The 18,151-nt window shown below is 70.4% G+C and carries 15 protein-coding genes; 11 read left to right on the top strand and 4 right to left on the bottom strand.

The genetic code is table 11. The annotated features are described in order from the left end of the window. Positions 1-252: 252 nt before the first annotated feature. From F4562_RS04475 to F4562_RS04450, 6 genes are all read left to right on the top strand, one after another. Positions 253-780 carry a cellulose synthase gene (locus F4562_RS04475; RefSeq protein WP_184545490.1) on the top strand — a complete coding sequence of 176 codons (528 nt, stop codon included), beginning with the start codon at positions 253-255 and terminating at the stop codon, positions 778-780. Between the two features lie 265 nt (positions 781-1,045). Continuing rightward, positions 1,046-2,044 carry an ABC transporter permease gene (locus F4562_RS04470; RefSeq protein WP_184545488.1) on the top strand — a complete coding sequence of 333 codons (999 nt, stop codon included), beginning with the start codon at positions 1,046-1,048 and terminating at the stop codon, positions 2,042-2,044. A gap of 55 nt (positions 2,045-2,099) precedes the next feature. Beyond that, the gene (locus F4562_RS04465; protein WP_184545486.1) at positions 2,100-3,884 is read left to right on the top strand and encodes an ABC transporter substrate-binding protein; all 1,785 of its coding nucleotides are present in this window, start codon (positions 2,100-2,102) and stop codon (positions 3,882-3,884) included. 95 nt (positions 3,885-3,979) lie between these two features. Next, positions 3,980-4,981, top strand: coding sequence for an ABC transporter permease (locus tag F4562_RS04460; RefSeq protein WP_184545484.1), 1,002 nt, complete (start codon positions 3,980-3,982; stop codon positions 4,979-4,981). After that, a complete protein-coding gene (locus tag F4562_RS04455) occupies positions 4,978-6,021 on the top strand; it encodes an ABC transporter ATP-binding protein (protein WP_184545482.1) in 1,044 nt (347 codons plus the stop codon). The genes F4562_RS04460 and F4562_RS04455 overlap by 4 nt, the downstream gene beginning before the upstream one ends. A 67-nt stretch (positions 6,022-6,088) precedes the next feature. Next, the gene (locus tag F4562_RS04450) at positions 6,089-7,171 is read left to right on the top strand and encodes an ABC transporter ATP-binding protein (protein WP_184545480.1); all 1,083 of its coding nucleotides are present in this window, start codon (positions 6,089-6,091) and stop codon (positions 7,169-7,171) included. Positions 7,172-7,351: 180 nt separating this feature from the next. Here the strand turns inward: F4562_RS04450 and F4562_RS04445 are convergent, their stop codons facing one another. The 3 genes from F4562_RS04445 to F4562_RS04435 form a co-directional block, all read right to left on the bottom strand. Next, positions 7,352-8,035: a response regulator gene (locus tag F4562_RS04445; protein ID WP_184545478.1), complete on the bottom strand. Its 684-nt coding sequence runs from the start codon at positions 8,033-8,035 to the stop codon at positions 7,352-7,354. Continuing rightward, positions 8,032-9,249, bottom strand: coding sequence for a sensor histidine kinase (locus tag F4562_RS04440; RefSeq protein WP_184545476.1), 1,218 nt, complete (start codon positions 9,247-9,249; stop codon positions 8,032-8,034). The genes F4562_RS04445 and F4562_RS04440 overlap by 4 nt, the downstream gene beginning before the upstream one ends. A gap of 132 nt (positions 9,250-9,381) precedes the next feature. Then, a complete protein-coding gene (locus tag F4562_RS04435; protein WP_184545474.1) occupies positions 9,382-10,257 on the bottom strand; it encodes a RecB family exonuclease in 876 nt (291 codons plus the stop codon). Between the two features lie 163 nt (positions 10,258-10,420). Here F4562_RS04435 and F4562_RS04430 point away from each other — a divergent pair, with 163 nt between their 5' ends. The 4 genes from F4562_RS04430 (at position 10,421) to F4562_RS35650 (ending at position 15,109) form a co-directional block, all read left to right on the top strand. Further along, the gene (locus tag F4562_RS04430; RefSeq protein ID WP_184545618.1) at positions 10,421-11,509 is read left to right on the top strand and encodes a site-2 protease family protein; all 1,089 of its coding nucleotides are present in this window, start codon (positions 10,421-10,423) and stop codon (positions 11,507-11,509) included. Positions 11,510-11,671: 162 nt separating this feature from the next. Then, positions 11,672-13,207 (top strand): hypothetical protein, encoded by a 1,536-nt coding sequence (locus F4562_RS04425; protein ID WP_184545472.1) that lies wholly within the window; start codon positions 11,672-11,674, stop codon positions 13,205-13,207. Positions 13,208-13,220: 13 nt separating this feature from the next. Continuing rightward, positions 13,221-13,658 carry a hypothetical protein gene (locus F4562_RS04420; RefSeq protein ID WP_184545470.1) on the top strand — a complete coding sequence of 146 codons (438 nt, stop codon included), beginning with the start codon at positions 13,221-13,223 and terminating at the stop codon, positions 13,656-13,658. Then, positions 13,655-15,109, top strand: coding sequence for an FHA domain-containing protein (locus F4562_RS35650; protein ID WP_184545468.1), 1,455 nt, complete (start codon positions 13,655-13,657; stop codon positions 15,107-15,109). Before F4562_RS04420 ends, F4562_RS35650 begins: the two co-directional genes overlap by 4 nt. Before the next feature lie 134 nt (positions 15,110-15,243). Here the strand turns inward: F4562_RS35650 and F4562_RS04410 are convergent, their stop codons facing one another. After that, complete coding sequence (locus tag F4562_RS04410) at positions 15,244-17,229, bottom strand: cation:proton antiporter (protein WP_184545466.1); 1,986 nt, start codon at positions 17,227-17,229, stop codon at positions 15,244-15,246. A 132-nt stretch (positions 17,230-17,361) separates the two neighbouring features. On the opposite strand from F4562_RS04410, the gene F4562_RS04405 reads away from it, so the two are divergent. Continuing rightward, on the top strand, positions 17,362-18,150 hold the full coding sequence (locus F4562_RS04405; protein WP_184545464.1) for a serine/threonine-protein kinase: 789 nt from the start codon (positions 17,362-17,364) through the stop codon (positions 18,148-18,150). The last annotated feature ends 1 nt before the right edge of the window (position 18,151 follow it).

Below are 18,151 nucleotides of genomic sequence, written 5' to 3'. Positions count from 1 at the left end.
CCGCCGCGGGGTCTACCGCCGTCTGCTCTCCGGCCGGGGCGGACACGTGTGCCGCCGCCCGCCGCGGGATCTGCCGCCCGGCCCCTCGCCGGGCCGGACGTGGGCACCGCCGTCCGCCTCGGATGTCCACGGATATCAGGGCTCACCCCGATCATCCCCTAGGGGATGATCCCTCCTTCCGGAGGAGCTTCCGCCGCGGTCGCGCGTGCCAGGATGGGAAGCGGGTAAGCCGATACGAGGGGGCGGTCCGCTATGACGTTCGACCAGATCGCGTGGTTGCCGCTCTGCGCCGGGGTCACCGGTGCGGGGCTGGTGCTGAGCTTCCTGCTGCTGCGCCGCAGGGGGGCCGCGGCGGGGCTGCGCGCGGCGGCCTGGTCGCTGCTGCCGATGGCCGCCTACCTGACCGGCGCCCTGCCGACCCTGTGGCAGATCGGGACCGCGATCGTGGGTTTCCTGACCGGCCTGGTGTTCAACCCCTTCGTGTGGGCGGGAGTGGCGCTGACGGGGCTGTCGGCCGTGCTCTTCGTCGTCTCCGGGGTGCTGCGCGGGCGGCGCGGGAGCGCGGCCGGTTCCACCGGGCCCTCAGCTCCAGCGGTGGCGGACAGGAAGCGGGGCGAGGCCGTCACCCCGGGTACGACCGCCACGCAGCCGCTGCCGCGACCCTCCGCCCCGGCGGCCCCGGCCGCCGGCAGGCCCCCGGCGAAGCCCACCGCGAAGCCCGCCGCCGACGACGACTTCTCCGACATCGAGGAGATCCTCAAGCGTCGCGGGATCGGCTGATCTCGGGTGTCACGTCCACTTCGTGTCACAGATTCGAGACACAAGCAGGACGCTCTCTGGACATTGTCCGGCAGATCAAAACAAATGAATTTCGCATAAATCACAGTTAAGCCACATAGCCTCTCAGGGGACTGGTCGGCGCAGCTCAGACCATAGATTCTGCGCACGGGCCAACGGATATCGGCCCGTAGACTGACGGCGCGACACCCCGACCCGGGGGACGCGTTAACGGACAACGTCGTCTGGGATCCAGGGGGCCAACTGTATGACCGCACCGCTCGATGTCTCCGGCACGGCCATGGAGGCCCAGCCGGAGGCCGTTATCGAAGGGGTGGGCGCGAAGGCCATCGAAGGGCGTTCGCTCGGCCAGATCGCGTGGATGCGTCTCAAGCGCGACAAGGTCGCGATCGGCGGCGCGATCGTCGTCTTCCTGCTCATCCTCATCGCCGTTCTCGCGCCGCTCATCGTTGGTCTCTTCGGGCACCCGATCGACAAGTGGAACAACGACCTGGTCGACCCGGGGACCGGTGCCCCGCTCGGCAGCTTCGGCGGCATCAGCTCCGAGCACCTGCTCGGAGTCGAGCCGACCACGGGTCGCGACATCTTCAGCCGGATCGTCTACGGCGCCCAGGTCTCGTTGCTCATCGGTGTCCTCTCCGCGCTGGTCGCGGTGCTGATCGGCACGATCATGGGCGGCATGGCGGGGTTCTTCGGCGGCTGGCTCGACCAGATGATCAGCCGTCTGATGGACCTGCTGCTCGCCTTCCCTCAGCTGCTGTTCGCGATCGCCCTGGTCTCGGTGGTGCCGGACAAGCTGTGGGGGCTTGAGGGCAGCGGCGTCCGGATGGGCGTGCTCATCGTGGTGATCGGACTGTTCGGCTGGCCCTACATCGGCCGGATCGTGCGCGGTCAGGTGATCACGTTGCGTGAACGCGAGTTCGTGGACGCCGCCCGCAGCCTCGGCGCGACCCGGATGCACATCCTCCGTTCGGAGATCCTGCCCAACCTGGTGGCGCCGATCCTCGTCTACACGACGCTGATCATCCCCACCAACATCCTCACCGAGGCGTCGCTGAGCTTCCTCGGCGTCGGGGTGAAGGCTCCCACCCCCTCGTGGGGCCAGATGCTGTCGGACGCGATCTCCACGTACCAGACGGCACCGCTCTTCATGATCATTCCCGGTACGGCGATCTTCGTCACCGTCCTCGCCTTCAACCTCTTCGGAGACGGCCTGCGCGACGCCCTGGACCCACGGGTGCGCTGACCCCGACAGACCGAATGTGTTCCTGGTAGCTAGAGACAAGGGGTGTAACTCCCGAATGAGCAAGTCACGGAAACTGGCCGCCGTCGCGGTCGGCGCGTTCCTCAGCGTGGCTGTCGCGGCCTGCGGCGGGAGCGCCGGAACGAAGCCGGCCGGCGGGAACTCGGCGGCGCCGGGCGGCGTCGAGGCCGCGGGCTACAACAAGATCCTCGACAGTGTGGTGAACCCGTCCGACAAGAAGGGCGGCACGCTGAACCTGTGGGCCTCCCAGGACGCCGACTTCTGGGACCCGGCGCGCGGTTACTACGCGTTCTTCTGGAACATGTCGCGCTACTTCACGCGCAACCTCGTCACCTACGACACCAAGCCGGGCCCCGACGGCCTGAAGCTGGTTCCGGACGCCGCGGCCGAGCTGCCGGAGATCTCCGAGGACAAGCTCACCTACACCTTCAAGCTGCGCGACGGCCTGACCTTCGAGGACGGCACCCCCGTCACCTCCAAGGACTTCAAGTACGGCATCGAGCGCGTCTTCGCCCAGGACGTCCTGCCCGGCGGTCCGGTCTACCTGAAGGACCAGCTGGACCAGGGACAGAACTACCCCGGTCCGTACAAGGACAAGGACAAGGACAAGCTGGGCCTGAAGTCCGTCGAGACGCCGGACGACAAGACCATCATCTTCAAGCTGAAGAAGCCGTTCGCGGACTTCATGTACCTGCTGGCGATGCCCGGCGCCACCCCGGTGCCCCAGGCCAAGGACACCGGCGCCAAGTACACCCTCCGCCCGTTCTCCTCCGGTCCGTACAAGTTCGAGTCGTACGAGCCCGGCAAGAAGCTCGTGCTGGTCCGCAACGACCAGTGGAAGCAGGAGAGCGACCCGATCCGCAAGGCCCTGCCGGACAAGGTCGAGCTCAACATCACCACCAACGCCGACGACCTCGACGCCCGGCTGCTGGCCGGCACCGCCGACCTCGACGTCGGCCAGTCCGGTGTCCAGCAGGCCGCCCGCGCCAAGATCCTGCAGGACCCGAAGCTCAAGGGCAACGCCGACCTGCCGACCACGGGCTTCCTGCGCTACGTGGCCATCGCGCAGAAGGTGCCGCCGTTCGACAACATCGACTGCCGCAAGGCCGTGATCTACGCGGCCGACCCGACCGCGATGCTGAACGCGCGCGGCGGCCCCTACGCCGGCAGCATCGGCGGCAACATGCTGCCTTCGACGGTGCTCGGCTCGGACGAGTCCTACGACCCGTACGGCCGCCTGCAGGGCAAGCCGCAGCCGGACAAGGCCAAGGAGGCCCTCAAGGCGTGCGGCAAGCCGGAAGGCTTCGAGACGAAGATCGCCGTCCGTAACAACCGCCCGGCCGAGGTCAAGGCCGCCGAGGCGCTCCAGCAGTCGCTGGCCGCGGTGGGCATCAAGGCCACCCTCGACCAGTACGACGGCAAGCTCTCCTCCTCGGTGGTCGGCTCGCCCGACAACGTGCACTCCAAGGGCTACGGCCTGATCGTGCACGCCTGGGGCCCGGACTGGCCGGGTGGCTACGGCTACCTCCAGCCGCTGGTCGACGGCCGGGTCATCCTGCCGAACGGCAACAACAACTACAGCGAGGTCAACGACCCGCAGATCAACGAGGCGTTCGACAAGGGCTCGGCGGAGACCGACCCGGTCAAGGCCGCGGAGTACTACAAGCAGGCCAACCAGCGTGTCATGGACCTGGCGCTCTACGTTCCGTACGCCCTCGACAAGGCCCTCAACTACCGTAACCCCCGCCTGACCAACGTCTACTTCGCCTCCGCGTGGGGCATGGTCGACTTCCAGGCTCTGGGCGTCAGCGACGGTAAGTAAGTAATCTCGTACCTGTTGCACATGCTGAAGGGCAGGTGAAGGCCAGCGGTGGCCGGTGAGGTGACCCCTCACCGGCCACTGTGAGGCCGGGCGTATTGCTGGGATACATCATCCGACGGCTAGTCAACGCAGTGATCACAGTCATCGTGATCTCGGCGGTGGCATTCGGCATCTTCTTCGTGGTGCCCGTCGTCACAGGAACAGATCCGGCGCTGATGTACGTCGGCAAGACCGCCGACGCGGCGGCGATCGAAGGCGCCCGCCAGAAGATGGGCATGGACAAGCCCATCCCCGTCCAGTACGCCGAGTTCCTCAAGGGGATCGTCGTGGGGCGTGACTACTCCGACGGCACGGAGGTCACCCACTGCTCCGCGCCGTGCCTGGGGTACTCCTTCAAGACCGAACAGGAAGTGTGGCCGCTGCTGCTCGACCGGATCCCGGTCACGGCCCAGCTGGCCGTCGGAGCCGCGGTTCTCTGGCTTCTCATAGGGGTCTCGACGGGAATCATCTCCGCCCTGCGGAAGGGAAGTGCGGTCGACCGCACCGCGATGACGGTCGCCCTGGCCGGAGTCTCGCTGCCGATCAACTTCACCGGCCTGCTCGCCAGTGCGATCTTCGTCTACGCCCTGGGCTGGTTCCCGGCCACGGGCGACGTCGGGATGCTGGAGGACCCGGTCACCTGGTTCCAAAGCATGCTGCTGCCCTGGATCACCCTGGCCTTCCTCTTCGCCGCGCTGTACGCCCGCCTGACGCGGGCGAGCATGCTGGAGGTCATGGGCGAGGACTACATCCGCACGGCCCGCGCCAAGGGCCTGAAGGAGAAGACCGTCGTCACCAAGCACGCGCTGCGCTCGACGCTGGTGCCGATCCTCACCGTGTTCGGCCTCGACCTCGGCCAGCTCATGGGTGGGGCCGTGCTCACCGAGCGGGTCTTCAACCTGCGCGGCATGGGCTACGAGGCCGTCGGTGCCATCAACCAGGGCGACCTGCCGATCATCCTGGGCGTCACCATGTTCGCCGCGATCTTCGTGGTGCTCGCCAACCTGCTCGTCGACCTGCTGTACGCGGTTCTGGACCCGAGAGTGAAACTGGCGTGAAGAGCGACTCTCCCGAGGCATTCCTCGAACTCCGCGACCTGCGAATCCACTTCCCCACCGACGACGGCCTGGTCAGGTCGGTCGACGGGCTCTCGTTCAAGCTGGAGCGGGGCAAGACCCTCGGCATCGTGGGCGAGTCGGGTTCCGGCAAGAGCGTGACCAGCCTCGGCATCCTGGGCCTGCACAAGGGAGGCCGCGCCAGGATCTCCGGTGAGATCTGGCTGGACGGCGAGGAGCTCGTGAGCGCCCCCCTCGACCAGGTGCGCAAGCTGCGCGGCAAGAAGATGGCGATGATCTTCCAGGATCCGCTGTCGTCGATGCACCCGTTCTACACGATCGGCGCGCAGATCATCGAGGCGTATCAGATCCACCACGACGTCAGCAAGGCGGTGGCGCGCAAGCACGCGATCGACATGCTCGGCCGGGTGGGCATCCCGCAGCCCGACAGGCGGGTCGACAGCTACCCGCACGAGTTCTCCGGCGGCATGCGCCAGCGTGCCATGATCGCCATGGCGCTCTCCTGCGACCCCGAGCTGCTGATCGCCGACGAGCCGACCACCGCCCTCGACGTGACGGTCCAGGCGCAGATCCTGGACCTCATGCTCGACCTGCAGCGCGAGTTCAACTCCGCGCTGATCGTCATCACCCACGACCTGGGCGTGGTCGCCGAGCTCTCCGACGACATCCTGGTGATGTACGGCGGCAGGTGCGTCGAGTACGGTACGGCCGAAGACATCTTCTATCGTCCCGAGCACCCCTACACCTGGGGTTTGCTGGGTTCGATGCCCCGGCTGGACCGGGAGCCCACCGACCGGCTGCTACCGATCAAGGGCTCCCCGCCCTCGCTGATCAACCTCCCGTCCGGCTGCGCCTTCAACCCCCGCTGCTCCTATGCCGACCGCACCGGCGGCAAGGCGACCGCGGAGGTGCCCGAGCTCGCCGAGACCGGCGGCGGCCACCTGGTCCGCTGTCACCTTCCCCGTGAGGAACGGCGGTCCATCTGGGAGAACGAGATCAAGCCGACGATGGAGAGCACGTGAGCGAGCGCGGCGAGCGAGCCACTGAGCGCAGCACCCCTGAGATCACGCAGCCGCGGGAGGGAGTCAGATGAGCCCGGCTGAGAAGGACGGCGCGACCGCGGCCACCCCCGAGGCGCTGCTGTCCGTCCGGGGCCTGGAGAAGCACTTCCCGGTGACGAAGGGCCTCCTGAAGAAGCAGGTCGCCGCGGTCAGGGCCGTGGACGGCGTCTCCTTCGACGTGTTCAAGGGGGAGACACTCGGCGTGGTGGGCGAGTCCGGCTGCGGCAAGACCACGATGGGCCGTCTGATCACCCGGCTGCTCGAACCCACCGGCGGTGAGATCGTCTTCGAGGGTCACGACATCACCCACATGCCGCAGACCAGGTTGCGTCCGCTCCGCCGGGACATCCAGATGATCTTCCAGGACCCGTACTCGTCGCTGAACCCCCGGCACACGGTCGGTGCCATCGTCGGGGCGCCCTACCGCATCCAGGGCATCAAGACCGAGCAGAGCATCAAGAAGGAAGTCCAGGACATCCTCGCCCTGGTCGGCCTCAACCCCGAGCACTACAACCGCTACCCGCACGAGTTCTCCGGCGGGCAGCGCCAGCGCATCGGCATCGCCAGGACGCTCACCCTCAAGCCCAAGCTGATCGTCGCCGACGAACCGGTCTCGGCGCTGGACGTGTCGATCCAGGCCCAGGTGGTCAACCTCCTGGAAGACCTGCAGAACGAGCTCGACCTGACCTACGTCATCATCGCGCACGATCTGTCGGTGGTCCGGCACATCAGCGACCGGGTCGCGGTCATGTATCTCGGCAAGATCGTCGAGCTGGCCGACCGCAAGAGCCTGTACGAGTCGCCCATGCACCCGTACACCAACGCGCTCATGTCCGCGGTTCCGATCCCGGACCCGGCGCGGCGCAAGGACCGCAAGCGCATCCGCCTGCAGGGCGACGTGCCCAGCCCGCTCAACCCGCCGCCGGCCTGCCGCTTCCACACCCGGTGCTGGAAGGCCCAGGAGATCTGCAAGAAGGTGGAGCCGCCCCTGGTCGAGCTGGCCGTCGGTCACCAGGTGGCCTGCCACTTCCCGGAGAACGCGCCCGAGGGCTTCACCCCCGGAGACGTCACGGCCGCGGACCCGGGCCCGCTGAAGACCACCGTCCGCTGACCGCCGGTCGCCGACCACCGTCCGCCGGTCTTCGGCCGCCGGACGGACGCCCGGCGGCCGTGGCCTCCGAGCCGCGGCCTTCAGGCGTCTCGTCGTCTCAGTCTCACGGCCGCGCCGGGGCGGGGGCCCGGCTCCCCTCCCGGACGGACGCGAGCGGGACCGGGGCGGCCACGACCGGGGTCAGGGCAGCGCGCCCGGGGTGGTCAGGCCGGTCTCGTAGGCGAGGATCACCGCCTGCACCCGGTCGCGCAACCCCAGCTTGGTCAGCACGTTGCCGACATGGGTCTTGACCGTCGTCTCGCTCACCACCAGCTCGGCGGCGATCTCCGCGTTGGACATGCCCCGGGCGATCAGCCGCAGCACCTCCAGCTCGCGCTCGGTCAGCCGGTCGAGCCGGGCGGGGGTGGACTGCCGCTGGACCGAGGGCAGGTGCCGGCCGAACCTGTCGAGCAGACGGCGCGTGACGCTCGGCGCGACGATGGCGTCCCCGGCCGCGACCACCCGGATGGCCTGCACCAGTTCGTCCGGGGGGACGTCCTTGAGCAGGAAACCGCTGGCCCCGGCGCGCAGCGCCTCCACGATGTACTCGTCCAGGTCGAAGGTGGTCAGCACCAGCACCCGGGGCACGTGCGCGCCGCCGGCGGCCTCGCGCACGATCCGGCGGGTCGCCTCGATGCCGTCCACGCCGGGCATCCGGATGTCCATCAGCACCACGTCGGGCAGCAGTGCACGCGACTGGTCCTGGGCGGCCTTGCCGTCACCGGCCTCGCCGACCACCGTGAGGTCGGGCTCGGCCTCCAGGATGAGGCGGAAACCGGTGCGCAACAGCGGCTGGTCGTCCACCAGCAGCACCCTGATCGTCATCGTCTGTCCTTGAGGGGGAACCGGGCATTGACCTCGAATCCGCCCCCGGGCCGCGGGCCGATCCTCAGGATCCCACCATAGAGGGCGACACGCTCGCGGATACCCGTCAGACCGTGGCCGCCCGGCTCGGCGTCGGGATCGATGTCCGGGCCGGCGCCCGGGTCGCGGGTCGCGGGCCCCCGTCCGTCGTCCTCCACCCGGACCGTCAGCTCGCCCGGCCCGTGCCGCAGGGTCACCCACGCCCGCGCCCGGGGGCCGGCGTGCCGCAGGCTGTTGGTCAGGGCCTCCTGAACCAGCCGGTAGGCGGCCAGGTCCACCCCGGGCGACAGCGTCCCCGGTTCGCCCTCGACGCACAATCGCGTGCGCAGCCCCGCCTCGGACATCTGGTCGACCAGGGCGGGAATCTCCGCCACCCCCGGCTGCGGGGTACGCTCGGCGGGCGCCGCGTCGGTCCTGAGCACGCCCACCATGCTGCGCATCTCCGTCATGGCGGTCCGCCCCAGCTCCTCGATGGCCGACAACGCCTCGCCGGCCCTGCCCGGGTCGGCGGCCAGCACCCGCCGCGCCGCGGAGGCCTGTACGGTCATCACGCTCACGTGGTGGGCGACCACGTCGTGCAGCTCCCGGGCGATACGGGAGCGCTCCTCGGCCCTGGCCGCCCTCCGGTCGGCCTCCCGAGCGCGCTCCATGCGCCGGGCACGGTCACCCAGCTCCGCCTGGTAGGCCCGGCGCAGGCGCACGTTGCGGCCGACGATCCACGCGGCCGCGATCAGCACGGCGACCGGCAGGTGGGCCCGCACGTCGCCGAGCCGGCCGCCCAGCGCGGCGGAGGCCAGGTGGGCGGCGAGGCCGAGGGCCGGGGCGCCCAGGCTGACCGCCAGACCCCGGTGCGCGGCGATCGAGTAGACCAGCACCAGCGTGACGAGCCAGAGCAGCGAGGTGCTCCGCCCTGTCATGGCCGGCGCGATCTGCGCCAGGCAGACCAGCGTGAGCGCCAGGAACGGCCTGCCGCCCCGCAGCGCCGCCGACAGGCAGCCGGCCACGATGAGGGTCAGGCTCAGGGCGTCGGGCTCGCGCGGCGGCGCCGCGCCGAACAGGGGCGTGACGTAGGCGCAGGGAACCGCGGCGACCGCCAGCGCCACGGCGAGGGCCGCGTCACAGGCCCGCGGATGCTCGCGGAACCGCGCCCGCAGGCTGCCGGTGGTGTTGCGCACACAGTCAATGTAGGTGTCGCCACCATGCCACCACGCCCCCTGTACGGGGGATATCGCCCTCCTCCCCACGGAGGAGCCGACGGGAGGAGGCGGGACGGGCGGCCGGGCGGACGGCCGCGGGTCTCGCGGCGCTCAGAGCTCGTCGGTGGCCGCCCTGGCGGTCTTGGCCGGGCGGGTGCTGCGGACGGTGTCGCCCGGTTGCCGCCCGGGGACCGGAGGAGGGGTGCCGCCGAACTCCGGGCACAGCTCCTTGTAGTTGCACCAGCCGCACAGCCGGCTGGGCCTGGAGCGCCACTCGCCCGTCTCCAGGGCCCGCTCGATCGCCCCCCAGAGCGCCTCGACCTTGCGCTCGGTGGCCAGCAGGTCGGCCTCGTCGGGGCTGTAGCGCAGGACCTCGCCGTCACCCCCCAGATACATCAGCTGGAGCAGGCGCGGCACCGAGCCGCGCAGCCGCCACAGCACCAGCGCGTAGAACTTCATCTGGAACAACGCCTTGGCCTCGAAGGCGGGCCCGGGAGCGCTGCCGGTCTTGTAGTCGACCACGCGGACCTCCCCGGTGGGCGCCACGTCCAGCCGGTCGATGTAACCCCGCAGCATCAGGCCGCTGCCCAGGACGGCCTCCACGTACAGTTCCCGCTCGGCGGGCTCCAGGCGGGTGGGGTCCTCCAGGGCGAAGTAGCGCTCCAGCATGCCCCGGGCCTCGGCCAGCCACCGGACGCGGTCGTCGTCACCGGTGAACATCGTCGCGTAGGCCGGCTCCTCCGCCAGGAGCCGGCGCCACTCCGGCTCCAGCAGATCCCGCGCCTCCTCGACGGTGCGCGCGGGGGCGGGCAGGTCGTACAGGCGCTCCAGCACCGAGTGGACCATCGTGCCGCGCACCGCGGCGGGCGACGGCGGCTCGGGAAGCCGGTCGATCACCCGGAAGCGGTAGAGCAGCGGACAGGTCATGAAGTCGCCCGCGCGGGACGGCGAGAGGGCTCCGATGATCACAGGCTCGGTCGGCGACATGACCGCACTGTAGGTCACGCCGGCGACAGTTCGCGCCCGCGGGACCTCTGCGGACTGCGCCGGGCCCCGCGGCGCGTACCATCGAGGCCTGAGGGCGGAGAGAAGGAGTGGTGAGTCAGCGGTGAGCAGCCAGGGCCCGCGCCGGAGCAATCCCGGACTGCCGATGGGACGCCCGTTCGGCATCCCGGTCTACGTCTCGCCGACCTGGTTCATCGTGGCGGCGTTCATCACCTACACCTTCCAGCAGCCCTTCGCCCTCTACCTGCCCGAGCTGAGCGTCCCGGTCACGTATCTCATCGCCTTCGCCTTCGCCGTGCTGCTGTACGTGTCGGTGCTGCTGCACGAGCTCGCGCACTGCGTGGTCGCCCGGATGTACGGGCTGCCGGTCCGCCGCGTCACGCTCTACCTGCTCGGCGGCGTGTCGGAGATCGAGCGTGAGCCGGAGACCCCGGTCAGGGAGTTCATGGTGGCCTTCGCCGGGCCGCTGCTCTCGCTCGGGCTGGCCGGGATCGGTTTCCTCGCGGGGGAGTTCGTCGACGGCGCCTCGGTGGCCGGGGTGTTGATCCTCCAGCTCTGGGTGGCCAACCTGATCGTCGGGATCTTCAACCTGCTGCCGGGCCTGCCGCTCGACGGCGGGCGGATGCTGCGGGCGGGGGTCTGGAAGCTCACCCGCGACCCCGGCTCCGGCACGGTCGCCGCGGCCTGGGCGGGCCGGGTGCTGGCCGTCGCGCTGGTCGCCGTCCCCGTCGGGCTGGCGCTGGTGAGCGGCCAGGCACCGGGAACCATGATCATCTGGTCGGTGCTGCTGTCGTCCTTCATCTGGATCGGCGCCACGCAGGCTCTGCGCGGGGCCCGGGTGCGGGCCCGCATCCCGCAGGTCAGCGCCCGTGCCCTGGCCAGGCGGGCCATCGCGGTGACCGGTGACGTGCCGCTGGCCGAGGCGCTGCGCCGGGCGGCCGAGGCTCACGCGGGAGCCGTCGTCGTGGTCGACCACGAGGGCCGCCCCACCGGCATCCTCAACGAGGTCGCGGTGGAGGCGACCCCGGAGAACCGGCGTCCCTGGGTGACGGCGGGCTCACTGGCGCGCAGCCTCGAACCGTCGCTGGTGCTGGCCGCCGACCTCGCCGGCGAGCCGCTGATCGACGCCATGCGCGAGTCGCCCGCGGGGGAGTACCTCCTGGTGGAACGGGGCGGCGAGATCTTCGGTGTGCTGGCGACGTCCGACGTGAACCGGGTATTCAGTGGTGTTTAAGCGAACCACATGTGGTTTACATGCGTCTGACTCGATACTCGGCCGAAGGAGCCGGTAGGGCAGGGCTGCCGGAACCCTCCGGCCTGCTCGTCCTCGGCTCGTATAGGGACTAGTGTTTGGCCGACCGAACGCGTTGGCCATGGAGTTTAAGGGACGCATCAATTGGCACCCCCCCAGACGCCGGCTTCCGCCGGTGACCTCACCCCGGAACTGCTGAACACGCCGGAATGGACCGATCAGCTGGTCGCGGCGGCCGGCATCCCGATGTACGACATCCCCTTCCTGACGGTGGGCGGCGGCATCGGGTCCTTCGTGACCGTCGACTACCTGCGCATCTACGGGGTCCCCACCTCGCAGATGCGCGTGGTCTCCAACATCGACCGCCCGTGGCAGACCTACGAGTTCCTCACCCGGTGCTCGCAGATCCCCCGCGGTGAACGGATCCGCTCCGACTCCTCCTCGCGGCCCGACAACCTGTGGGGCTTCCCCTCCTACGCGCTGGAGGAGGCCTGGAAGGACAAGAACCCGGCCTACCTGTGGCAGATCTTCAGCGAGCCCATCATCAACGACTACTGGACCCCGCGGGCCGGCACGGTCTTCGAGAACCTCGAACGCGAGGCCAAGCGCATCAACTACTGGGACATGCTCGTCAAGGGCCAGGTGCGCATGGTCCGCAAGCGGATCGGCGGCGGCTACTTCACGGTGGTCACCCCGCCCGAGGGTGCGGCGCCGACCAAGCGCATCATCTTCCGCTCGCGTTTCGTCCACCTCGCGGTCGGCTACCCGGGCCTGAAGTTCCTGCCCGACCTGCAGGAGTTCCGCACCAAGTACGGTGACTACCAGCACGTCGTCAACGCCTACGAACCGCACGAGCAGGTCTACGAGTTCCTCAAGACCCGACCCGGCGCGGTGGTCATCCGCGGCGGCGGCATCGTCGCCTCCCGGGTGCTCCAGAGGCTGTTCGACGACCGCGAGAAGTTCAACCTGCAGACGCAGATCATCCACATCTTCCGCACGTTCATCAGCGGCGCGCACGGCCCGCACATCTGGTCGCGCCGTAAGGGCGGCAACGGCTGGGCCTACCAGGGCTTCAACTACCCCAAGTCGGTCTGGGGCGGCCAGCTCAAGGCGGAGATGCGCAAGCTCGAGGGCGAGGCCCGGGCGAAGAAGTACAAGCAGATGGGCGGCACCAACACGCCCTACCGCAGGCACTGGCAGAAGCAGATGCGCGAGGGCCGCAGCGGCGGTTACTACCACGCCGTGCAGGGCACCGTCGACCGCGTGGAGCGCACCCCGCAGGGGCGGCTGATCAGCTACGTGCGCAGCAAGGACGGCATCGCCCGCGAGATCGAGTCCGACTACATCATCGACTGCACCGGCCTTGAGGCCGACATCGCCGAACACCGGATCTTCGACGACCTGCTCAAGTACAGCGGGGCGGGCCGCAACCCGGTCGGCAGGCTGGACGTGGAGCGGCACTTCGAGGTGAAGGGCACCGCCAGCGGTGACGGCGCACTGTACGCCTCGGGGTCGGCGACGCTCGGCGGCTACTTCCCGGGCGTCGACACCTTCCTGGGGCTGCAGATCGCGGCCCAGGAGATCGCCGACGACCTGGCGAGACGCGGGTTCGTCCGCAAGATGGGGCCGCTGCGGTCGACCACGCAGTGGTTCAAGTGGGCCTTCAACTCGTCGGTGTAAGGGGCGATCTTCCGTGGTTCCGACTTTGATAGGGCGTATCCAGACGCGCCTGTTCCTCCTCGCCACCGTCGGGGTGATCATCACCCTGTTGCTCATGCCGATCCTCCCGGGCCTGTCCGGGTCGCTCGGCGACCTCTACGTCAACGGCCTGCTGATCCTGGTGGCGGTCGGCGTGCTGGGCATCGGCTGGGAGCTGATCTACCACTTCCTCATGCAGTTCCGCTGGGAGAAGGACTGGCCGACCTCCTTCGGGCTGCTGACGTTCATCCCCGAGGGCCTTCTGCTGTACTTTTTGCTACGGTCCGGTGCGGTTGATTTCATCGATCCGGTCCCACTGGCCGCCTTCTGGACGCACTTCACCGTGGTCTGGGTATGCATGTGGTTGGTGGCGAACGGCCCGATGCGGGTGCCGTTCATCCGGTGGCGATTCCGGGGAGGGAGAGTTCTGTGACCGACCAGGGCTTCGGAGTGGTGCGTCCGCTTCCGGGCAACGGGCTGGTGGCCCACGAGGGCGGCCTGCTGCTGGTGTGCGACGCGGCCGAGGCCGTTGTGGGGGACCTGCTGGGGGCGTTGCGGGAGACCGCCGCCTCCGGCGGCGACGGCAGGGCGTTGGCCCGCCGCGTCGCGCGGGTCCTCGCCGTGGGGATCGGCGAGCCGGTGGCGTGCGCCGTCGCGGGCCCCGCGAACGGGGGGGTGGCGGTCCTGGTCAGCGGCTCGGCGTCCGCGGCGGTGACCGGCTCGGCCGGTGAGGTGCACCTGGCCGGGCGTGACGCGCTGACCTGGTCCGACCGGCTGGTTCCCGGTCCGGTGACCCAGGTCGTGCTGCGTCTGCCCGACGCCGGGGAGGCGCACCCGCTGACCCGGCTGGACACCGGTGTGATCGTCGCGGGTGGTGTCTCCTCCGACCTGTCGGAGACCGGGGGCGCCCCGCCGGCCATGGCGCGGATGGAGCCGGCCCAGCCGGCCATGCAGCAGATGCCCCCCTTCCCGCAGATGGAGTCCGCGGCACCGATGGAGTCGGCGGCGCCGATGGAGCCCGCGCAGCGGATGGAGCCGGCCCAGCCGGTCTTCCGCCAGCCGGCGCCGCAGGTGGAGCCCGTGGTGCCGGCCCCGGCACCCGAGCGGCCCGCGCCGGAGGCTCCGGCCCCGCCGCCCGCGCCTTACCCGCTGGGCGCCTCCGAGCCGTACCCGCCGGCCTCGCCGTCCGCGGTGCCCGCGCCGGGCCCGTCCACGGCCCCCGCTCCGGCGGTCATGGGCCACGACGACATCGAGGCCGCGATGTCGGGCGGCAGAGGCGGCGAGCCCGTCGACGTGCGCGACCAGCCGTTCGAGTACGAGCTGCTGACCCCGGGTGCCGCGGAGCCCGCGCCTTCGATGCCCCAGGCGCCCGCGGAACCGGCCTCCTCGGACGACGAGCCCGAGGCGCGACCGCTGGTCTACGGGGTCGACTGCAAGAACGACCACTTCAACGACCCGCGCGTGCCCTACTGCGCGGTCTGCGGCATCGCGCTGGTCCAGCGCACGCTCGTGCCCTACAAGGGCCCGCGCCCGCCGCTGGGCGTGCTGCTCCTGGACGACGGCACGACGCTGCGCCTCGACACCGACTACCTGGTGGGCCGTGACCCCGAGCGGGCCCCGGAGGTGGCCGACGGATCCGCCCGTCCGGCCAAGGTCACCAGCCCCGACGGCTCGGTCTCCCGGCGTCACCTGCGGGTGGCCCTGGACGGCTGGGACGTCAACCTGGTCGATCTCGGATCGGTCAACGGCACCCAGATCCAGCCTCCGGGCGACTCCAACTTCTACGACATCCCCCCGAACGAGCCGGTCGCGATCATGCCCGGCACGACCGTGCGGATCGGCGTTTCGCGCACCATGCGCTACGAGTCGCACCGCAACCGCTGACGAACCCCGCGTCTCCGGGCGGCACGGCTTCGGCCGCGCCGCCCGGAGACGTTTCGGCGCCGGTGTGCCGTCAGCGCGGACACGACCGCGGTCCGGGCGCGGACTCGGGTGAGGGGTGTCCCGAGGCGGGGCGGTCAGGCCTGGGAGACGGGGGAGCGAAGAGCGGAGACGGCCGCGGCCCAGTCGACCGGGTCGGCGTCCTGCTCGGCGCGGACCAGCAGGTGCGCTCCTTCGACGGCCTGCCCGGTGTCGGCGGCCACGACCAGCGCACCCTCCGGGACCGGTCCCGAGGTCGCCGTCACCCCCAGCTTGGCCAGCCGCTGCGCCAGGGCCGGAGCCCGGCCCCCGCCGGTGACGACCAGCGGACGGCCGTCCAGAGCGGCGAGGATGAGCGCCACGTGGACGGCGATGTCGCCGCCCGTGCCGTAGTGCACCGCGACCGGCGCGGGCACGGAGTCGTGCTCGGCCGGGACGGCGGCGGCCACGGTCACCACACGGCAGGTGGCGGCGCCGAGGAGAGCGGTGTGGCCGGGAGTGGCGGCGGGCAGCACCAGCAGGTCGGGCTGGGCCCCCGAGATCAGCTCGGGCAGCTCGCCGGCCACGTCCGCGCTGAAGCGGCTGACCACTCTGGCGTCCGTGCCGCGTTCGCGGGCCGCGCCGGCCAGCTCCTCCAGGTCGTGCAGGGTCTCGGCGAGTTCGGCGAGTTCCGAGGACAGGCCGTTACCGACCTCCAGCCGCCCCTCCGGGTAGGGCCGCAGATGGCCCAGGACCACCTCGGAGGGGGTCTTGGCGGTGGCCAGCGCGGCGGCCAGGCCGATCAGCGGGCCCTGCTCGGCGCAGGGCTCGGGCACGATCACCAGCACCCGGTGGGCGGCGGTGACGCCGAGCGCGGCGCGTTCGGCGTCGGCGATGTCGCGGGCCACCCGCCGGTCGGGGTAGATCCTGCGCAACAGCGGGCCGGTCATCCCGGTGGTGACCAGGGCCATGACCACCATCAGCGAGTACAGCTCGTTGCTCAGCACACCCTTCTGCAGGCCGACACTGAGGATGACGATCTCGGTCAGCCCGCGGGTGTTGAGCAGGGCGGCCATCGCCCACGACTGCCGGTTCGGCAGCCGCTGCGCGCGGGCCGCCGCGTAGGAGCCGAGCATCTTGCCGCCGATCGCCACGGCCAGGATCCCGGCGAGCGTGCCGAGGCTGGACAGGTCGAGCGTGCGCAGGTTGACGTTGAGCCCCGCGACGACGAAGAACATCGGCAGCAGCAGCAACACGGCCAACTGCTCCAGTCGCTCCAGGATCTCGTGGGTGAGCCGCTCGGCTCCCTCACGCGGCATCACCGTGCCGAACACGAAGGCCCCGAAGATGTAGTGGACGTGCATCCACTCGGTGGCCCAGGCCGACGCGATCAGGCCGATGAGCACCAGCGACAGCAGGCCGGGCGTCAGCCGCCCGGCTTTCTCGTAGGCGGGCACCAGCCGGGCCAGCAGCGGTTTGACGACCAGGAACATCACCAGCGCGTACGGCAGCGCGAGCAGGACCTTCCACTGCCCCTCCGCCTCGCCGGCCCCGGCGATGCCGACCACCACCGCGAGAACGGTCCAGGCCAGGACGTCGATGACGGCCGCCGCGGCCAGGGACAGTCCGCCGAGGGCGATGCGCTGCATCCCGCGGTCGGTGAGGATGCGGGCCAGCACCGGGAACGCGGTGGCCGACATCGCCGCACCCATGAACAGCACGAAGGGGAGGGTCTTGTCGCCGCCCACGTGCTCGCCGGCGATCGACAGCGCGAGCAGGCAGCCCAGCACGAACGGCAGCACCGTCGATCCCAGCGCCACGGTCACCGCGATCCGGCCCTTGCCTCTGACCAGTTTCTGGTCGAGTTCGAGGCCGACGACGAACATGAACAGCACCAGGCCGACGTTCGCCAGCGCCTGCAACGGGGGCAGCATCTCCGGGCCGAACAGCGTGTCGCCGATCAGCGGACCCAGCAGCGTCGGACCGAGCAGGATGCCCGCGACGATCTCCCCGATCACCGGCGGCTGACCGAGCCATTTGGCCGCGGCACCGAACAACCGCGCCGCGGCGAGGACGATCACCAGGTCAAGCAGGAGCAGGTCCATGTGGAGCACTTGTGCGCACGCTTCCCGTAAGCAAAGAAAAGCCCCGACAATGTCGAAGGCGACGTTACCTTGTGTTGGGTCGTCGCCGCGAACGTTGTACGGACGTTGTGCAGGCACGGAGGGAGACCGTTGGTGGAAGGCATCGCCGATTACGAGTTCGTCCGGTCGCTGGGGGCGGGCAACCACGGCGAGTTCTACTTGGCGAAGAGGCCCGAGCGGTTGCCCGTCGAGGCGGACCTGGTCGCGGTGAAGGTGGTGGGGGGCACGGGGAGCGACGCGTTCCGCCGCGCGACCCGGGAGCTGAAGGCGTTCGCCGCGGTGAGCTCGCCGTATCTGGTGCGCCTCTACGACGCCGGGCAGCAGGGAGGGATGTTCTACTACTCGATGGAGTACCTGCCCGGCGGTTCACTGGCCCGTCCGGCCGAGCGGCCGTCGCGGGAGCGGGTGCTGCGCGCCGTCGCCTGCGTCGCGCACGCCGCCCAGGCGCTGCACGAGGAGGGCATCGTGCACCGCGACATCCGCCCGGGCAACGTGCTGCTCACCGAGACGGGGGGCAAGCTGTCGGACCTGGGCCTGTCGCAGGTGCTGACGCCGGGCGCCACGGTGACGGGGATGGGCGACATCGGGTCGGTGGAGTTCACCGACCCCGCGCTGCTGCAGGGCGACAAGCCCGCCCCGCAGGGCGACGTGTGGTCGCTGGGCGCGACCCTGCACTGGGCGATGAGCGGTCAGGGCCTCTACGGCGAGCTGCCCACCCACGACCCGCTGCTGACCCTGCGCAAGGTCTACAGCACGGCGCCGGAGATCAGCCCGGACCTCGAGCCCGAGATCTCGGATCTCGTCCAGGCGTGTCTCGGCGACGCGGCCAAGCGTCCCACCGCCCGGGGGGTGGCCGACCGCCTGCAGGCCCTGCTGGGCTGAG

Source organism: Streptosporangium becharense, from assembly GCF_014204985.1.
Classification (GTDB): domain Bacteria; phylum Actinomycetota; class Actinomycetes; order Streptosporangiales; family Streptosporangiaceae; genus Streptosporangium; species Streptosporangium becharense.
The sequence above is the reverse complement of the archived record's forward strand: the minus strand, read 5'-3'. Positions and strand labels throughout refer to the sequence as shown.

Excerpts from the sequence above, each read along its gene's own strand:
- F4562_RS04450 (WP_184545480.1), top strand. The coding sequence starts at position 6,089 with ATGAGCCCGGCTGAGAAGGACGGCGCGACCGCGGCCACCCCCGAGGCG.
- F4562_RS04445 (WP_184545478.1), bottom strand. The coding sequence starts at position 8,035 with ATGACGATCAGGGTGCTGCTGGTGGACGACCAGCCGCTGTTGCGCACC.
- F4562_RS04470 (WP_184545488.1), top strand. The coding sequence starts at position 1,046 with ATGACCGCACCGCTCGATGTCTCCGGCACGGCCATGGAGGCCCAGCCG.
- F4562_RS04435 (WP_184545474.1), bottom strand. The coding sequence starts at position 10,257 with ATGTCGCCGACCGAGCCTGTGATCATCGGAGCCCTCTCGCCGTCCCGC.
- F4562_RS04475 (WP_184545490.1), top strand. The coding sequence starts at position 253 with ATGACGTTCGACCAGATCGCGTGGTTGCCGCTCTGCGCCGGGGTCACC.
- F4562_RS04465 (WP_184545486.1), top strand. The coding sequence starts at position 2,100 with ATGAGCAAGTCACGGAAACTGGCCGCCGTCGCGGTCGGCGCGTTCCTC.
- F4562_RS04430 (WP_184545618.1), top strand. The coding sequence starts at position 10,421 with ATGGGACGCCCGTTCGGCATCCCGGTCTACGTCTCGCCGACCTGGTTC.
- F4562_RS04410 (WP_184545466.1), bottom strand. The coding sequence starts at position 17,229 with ATGGACCTGCTCCTGCTTGACCTGGTGATCGTCCTCGCCGCGGCGCGG.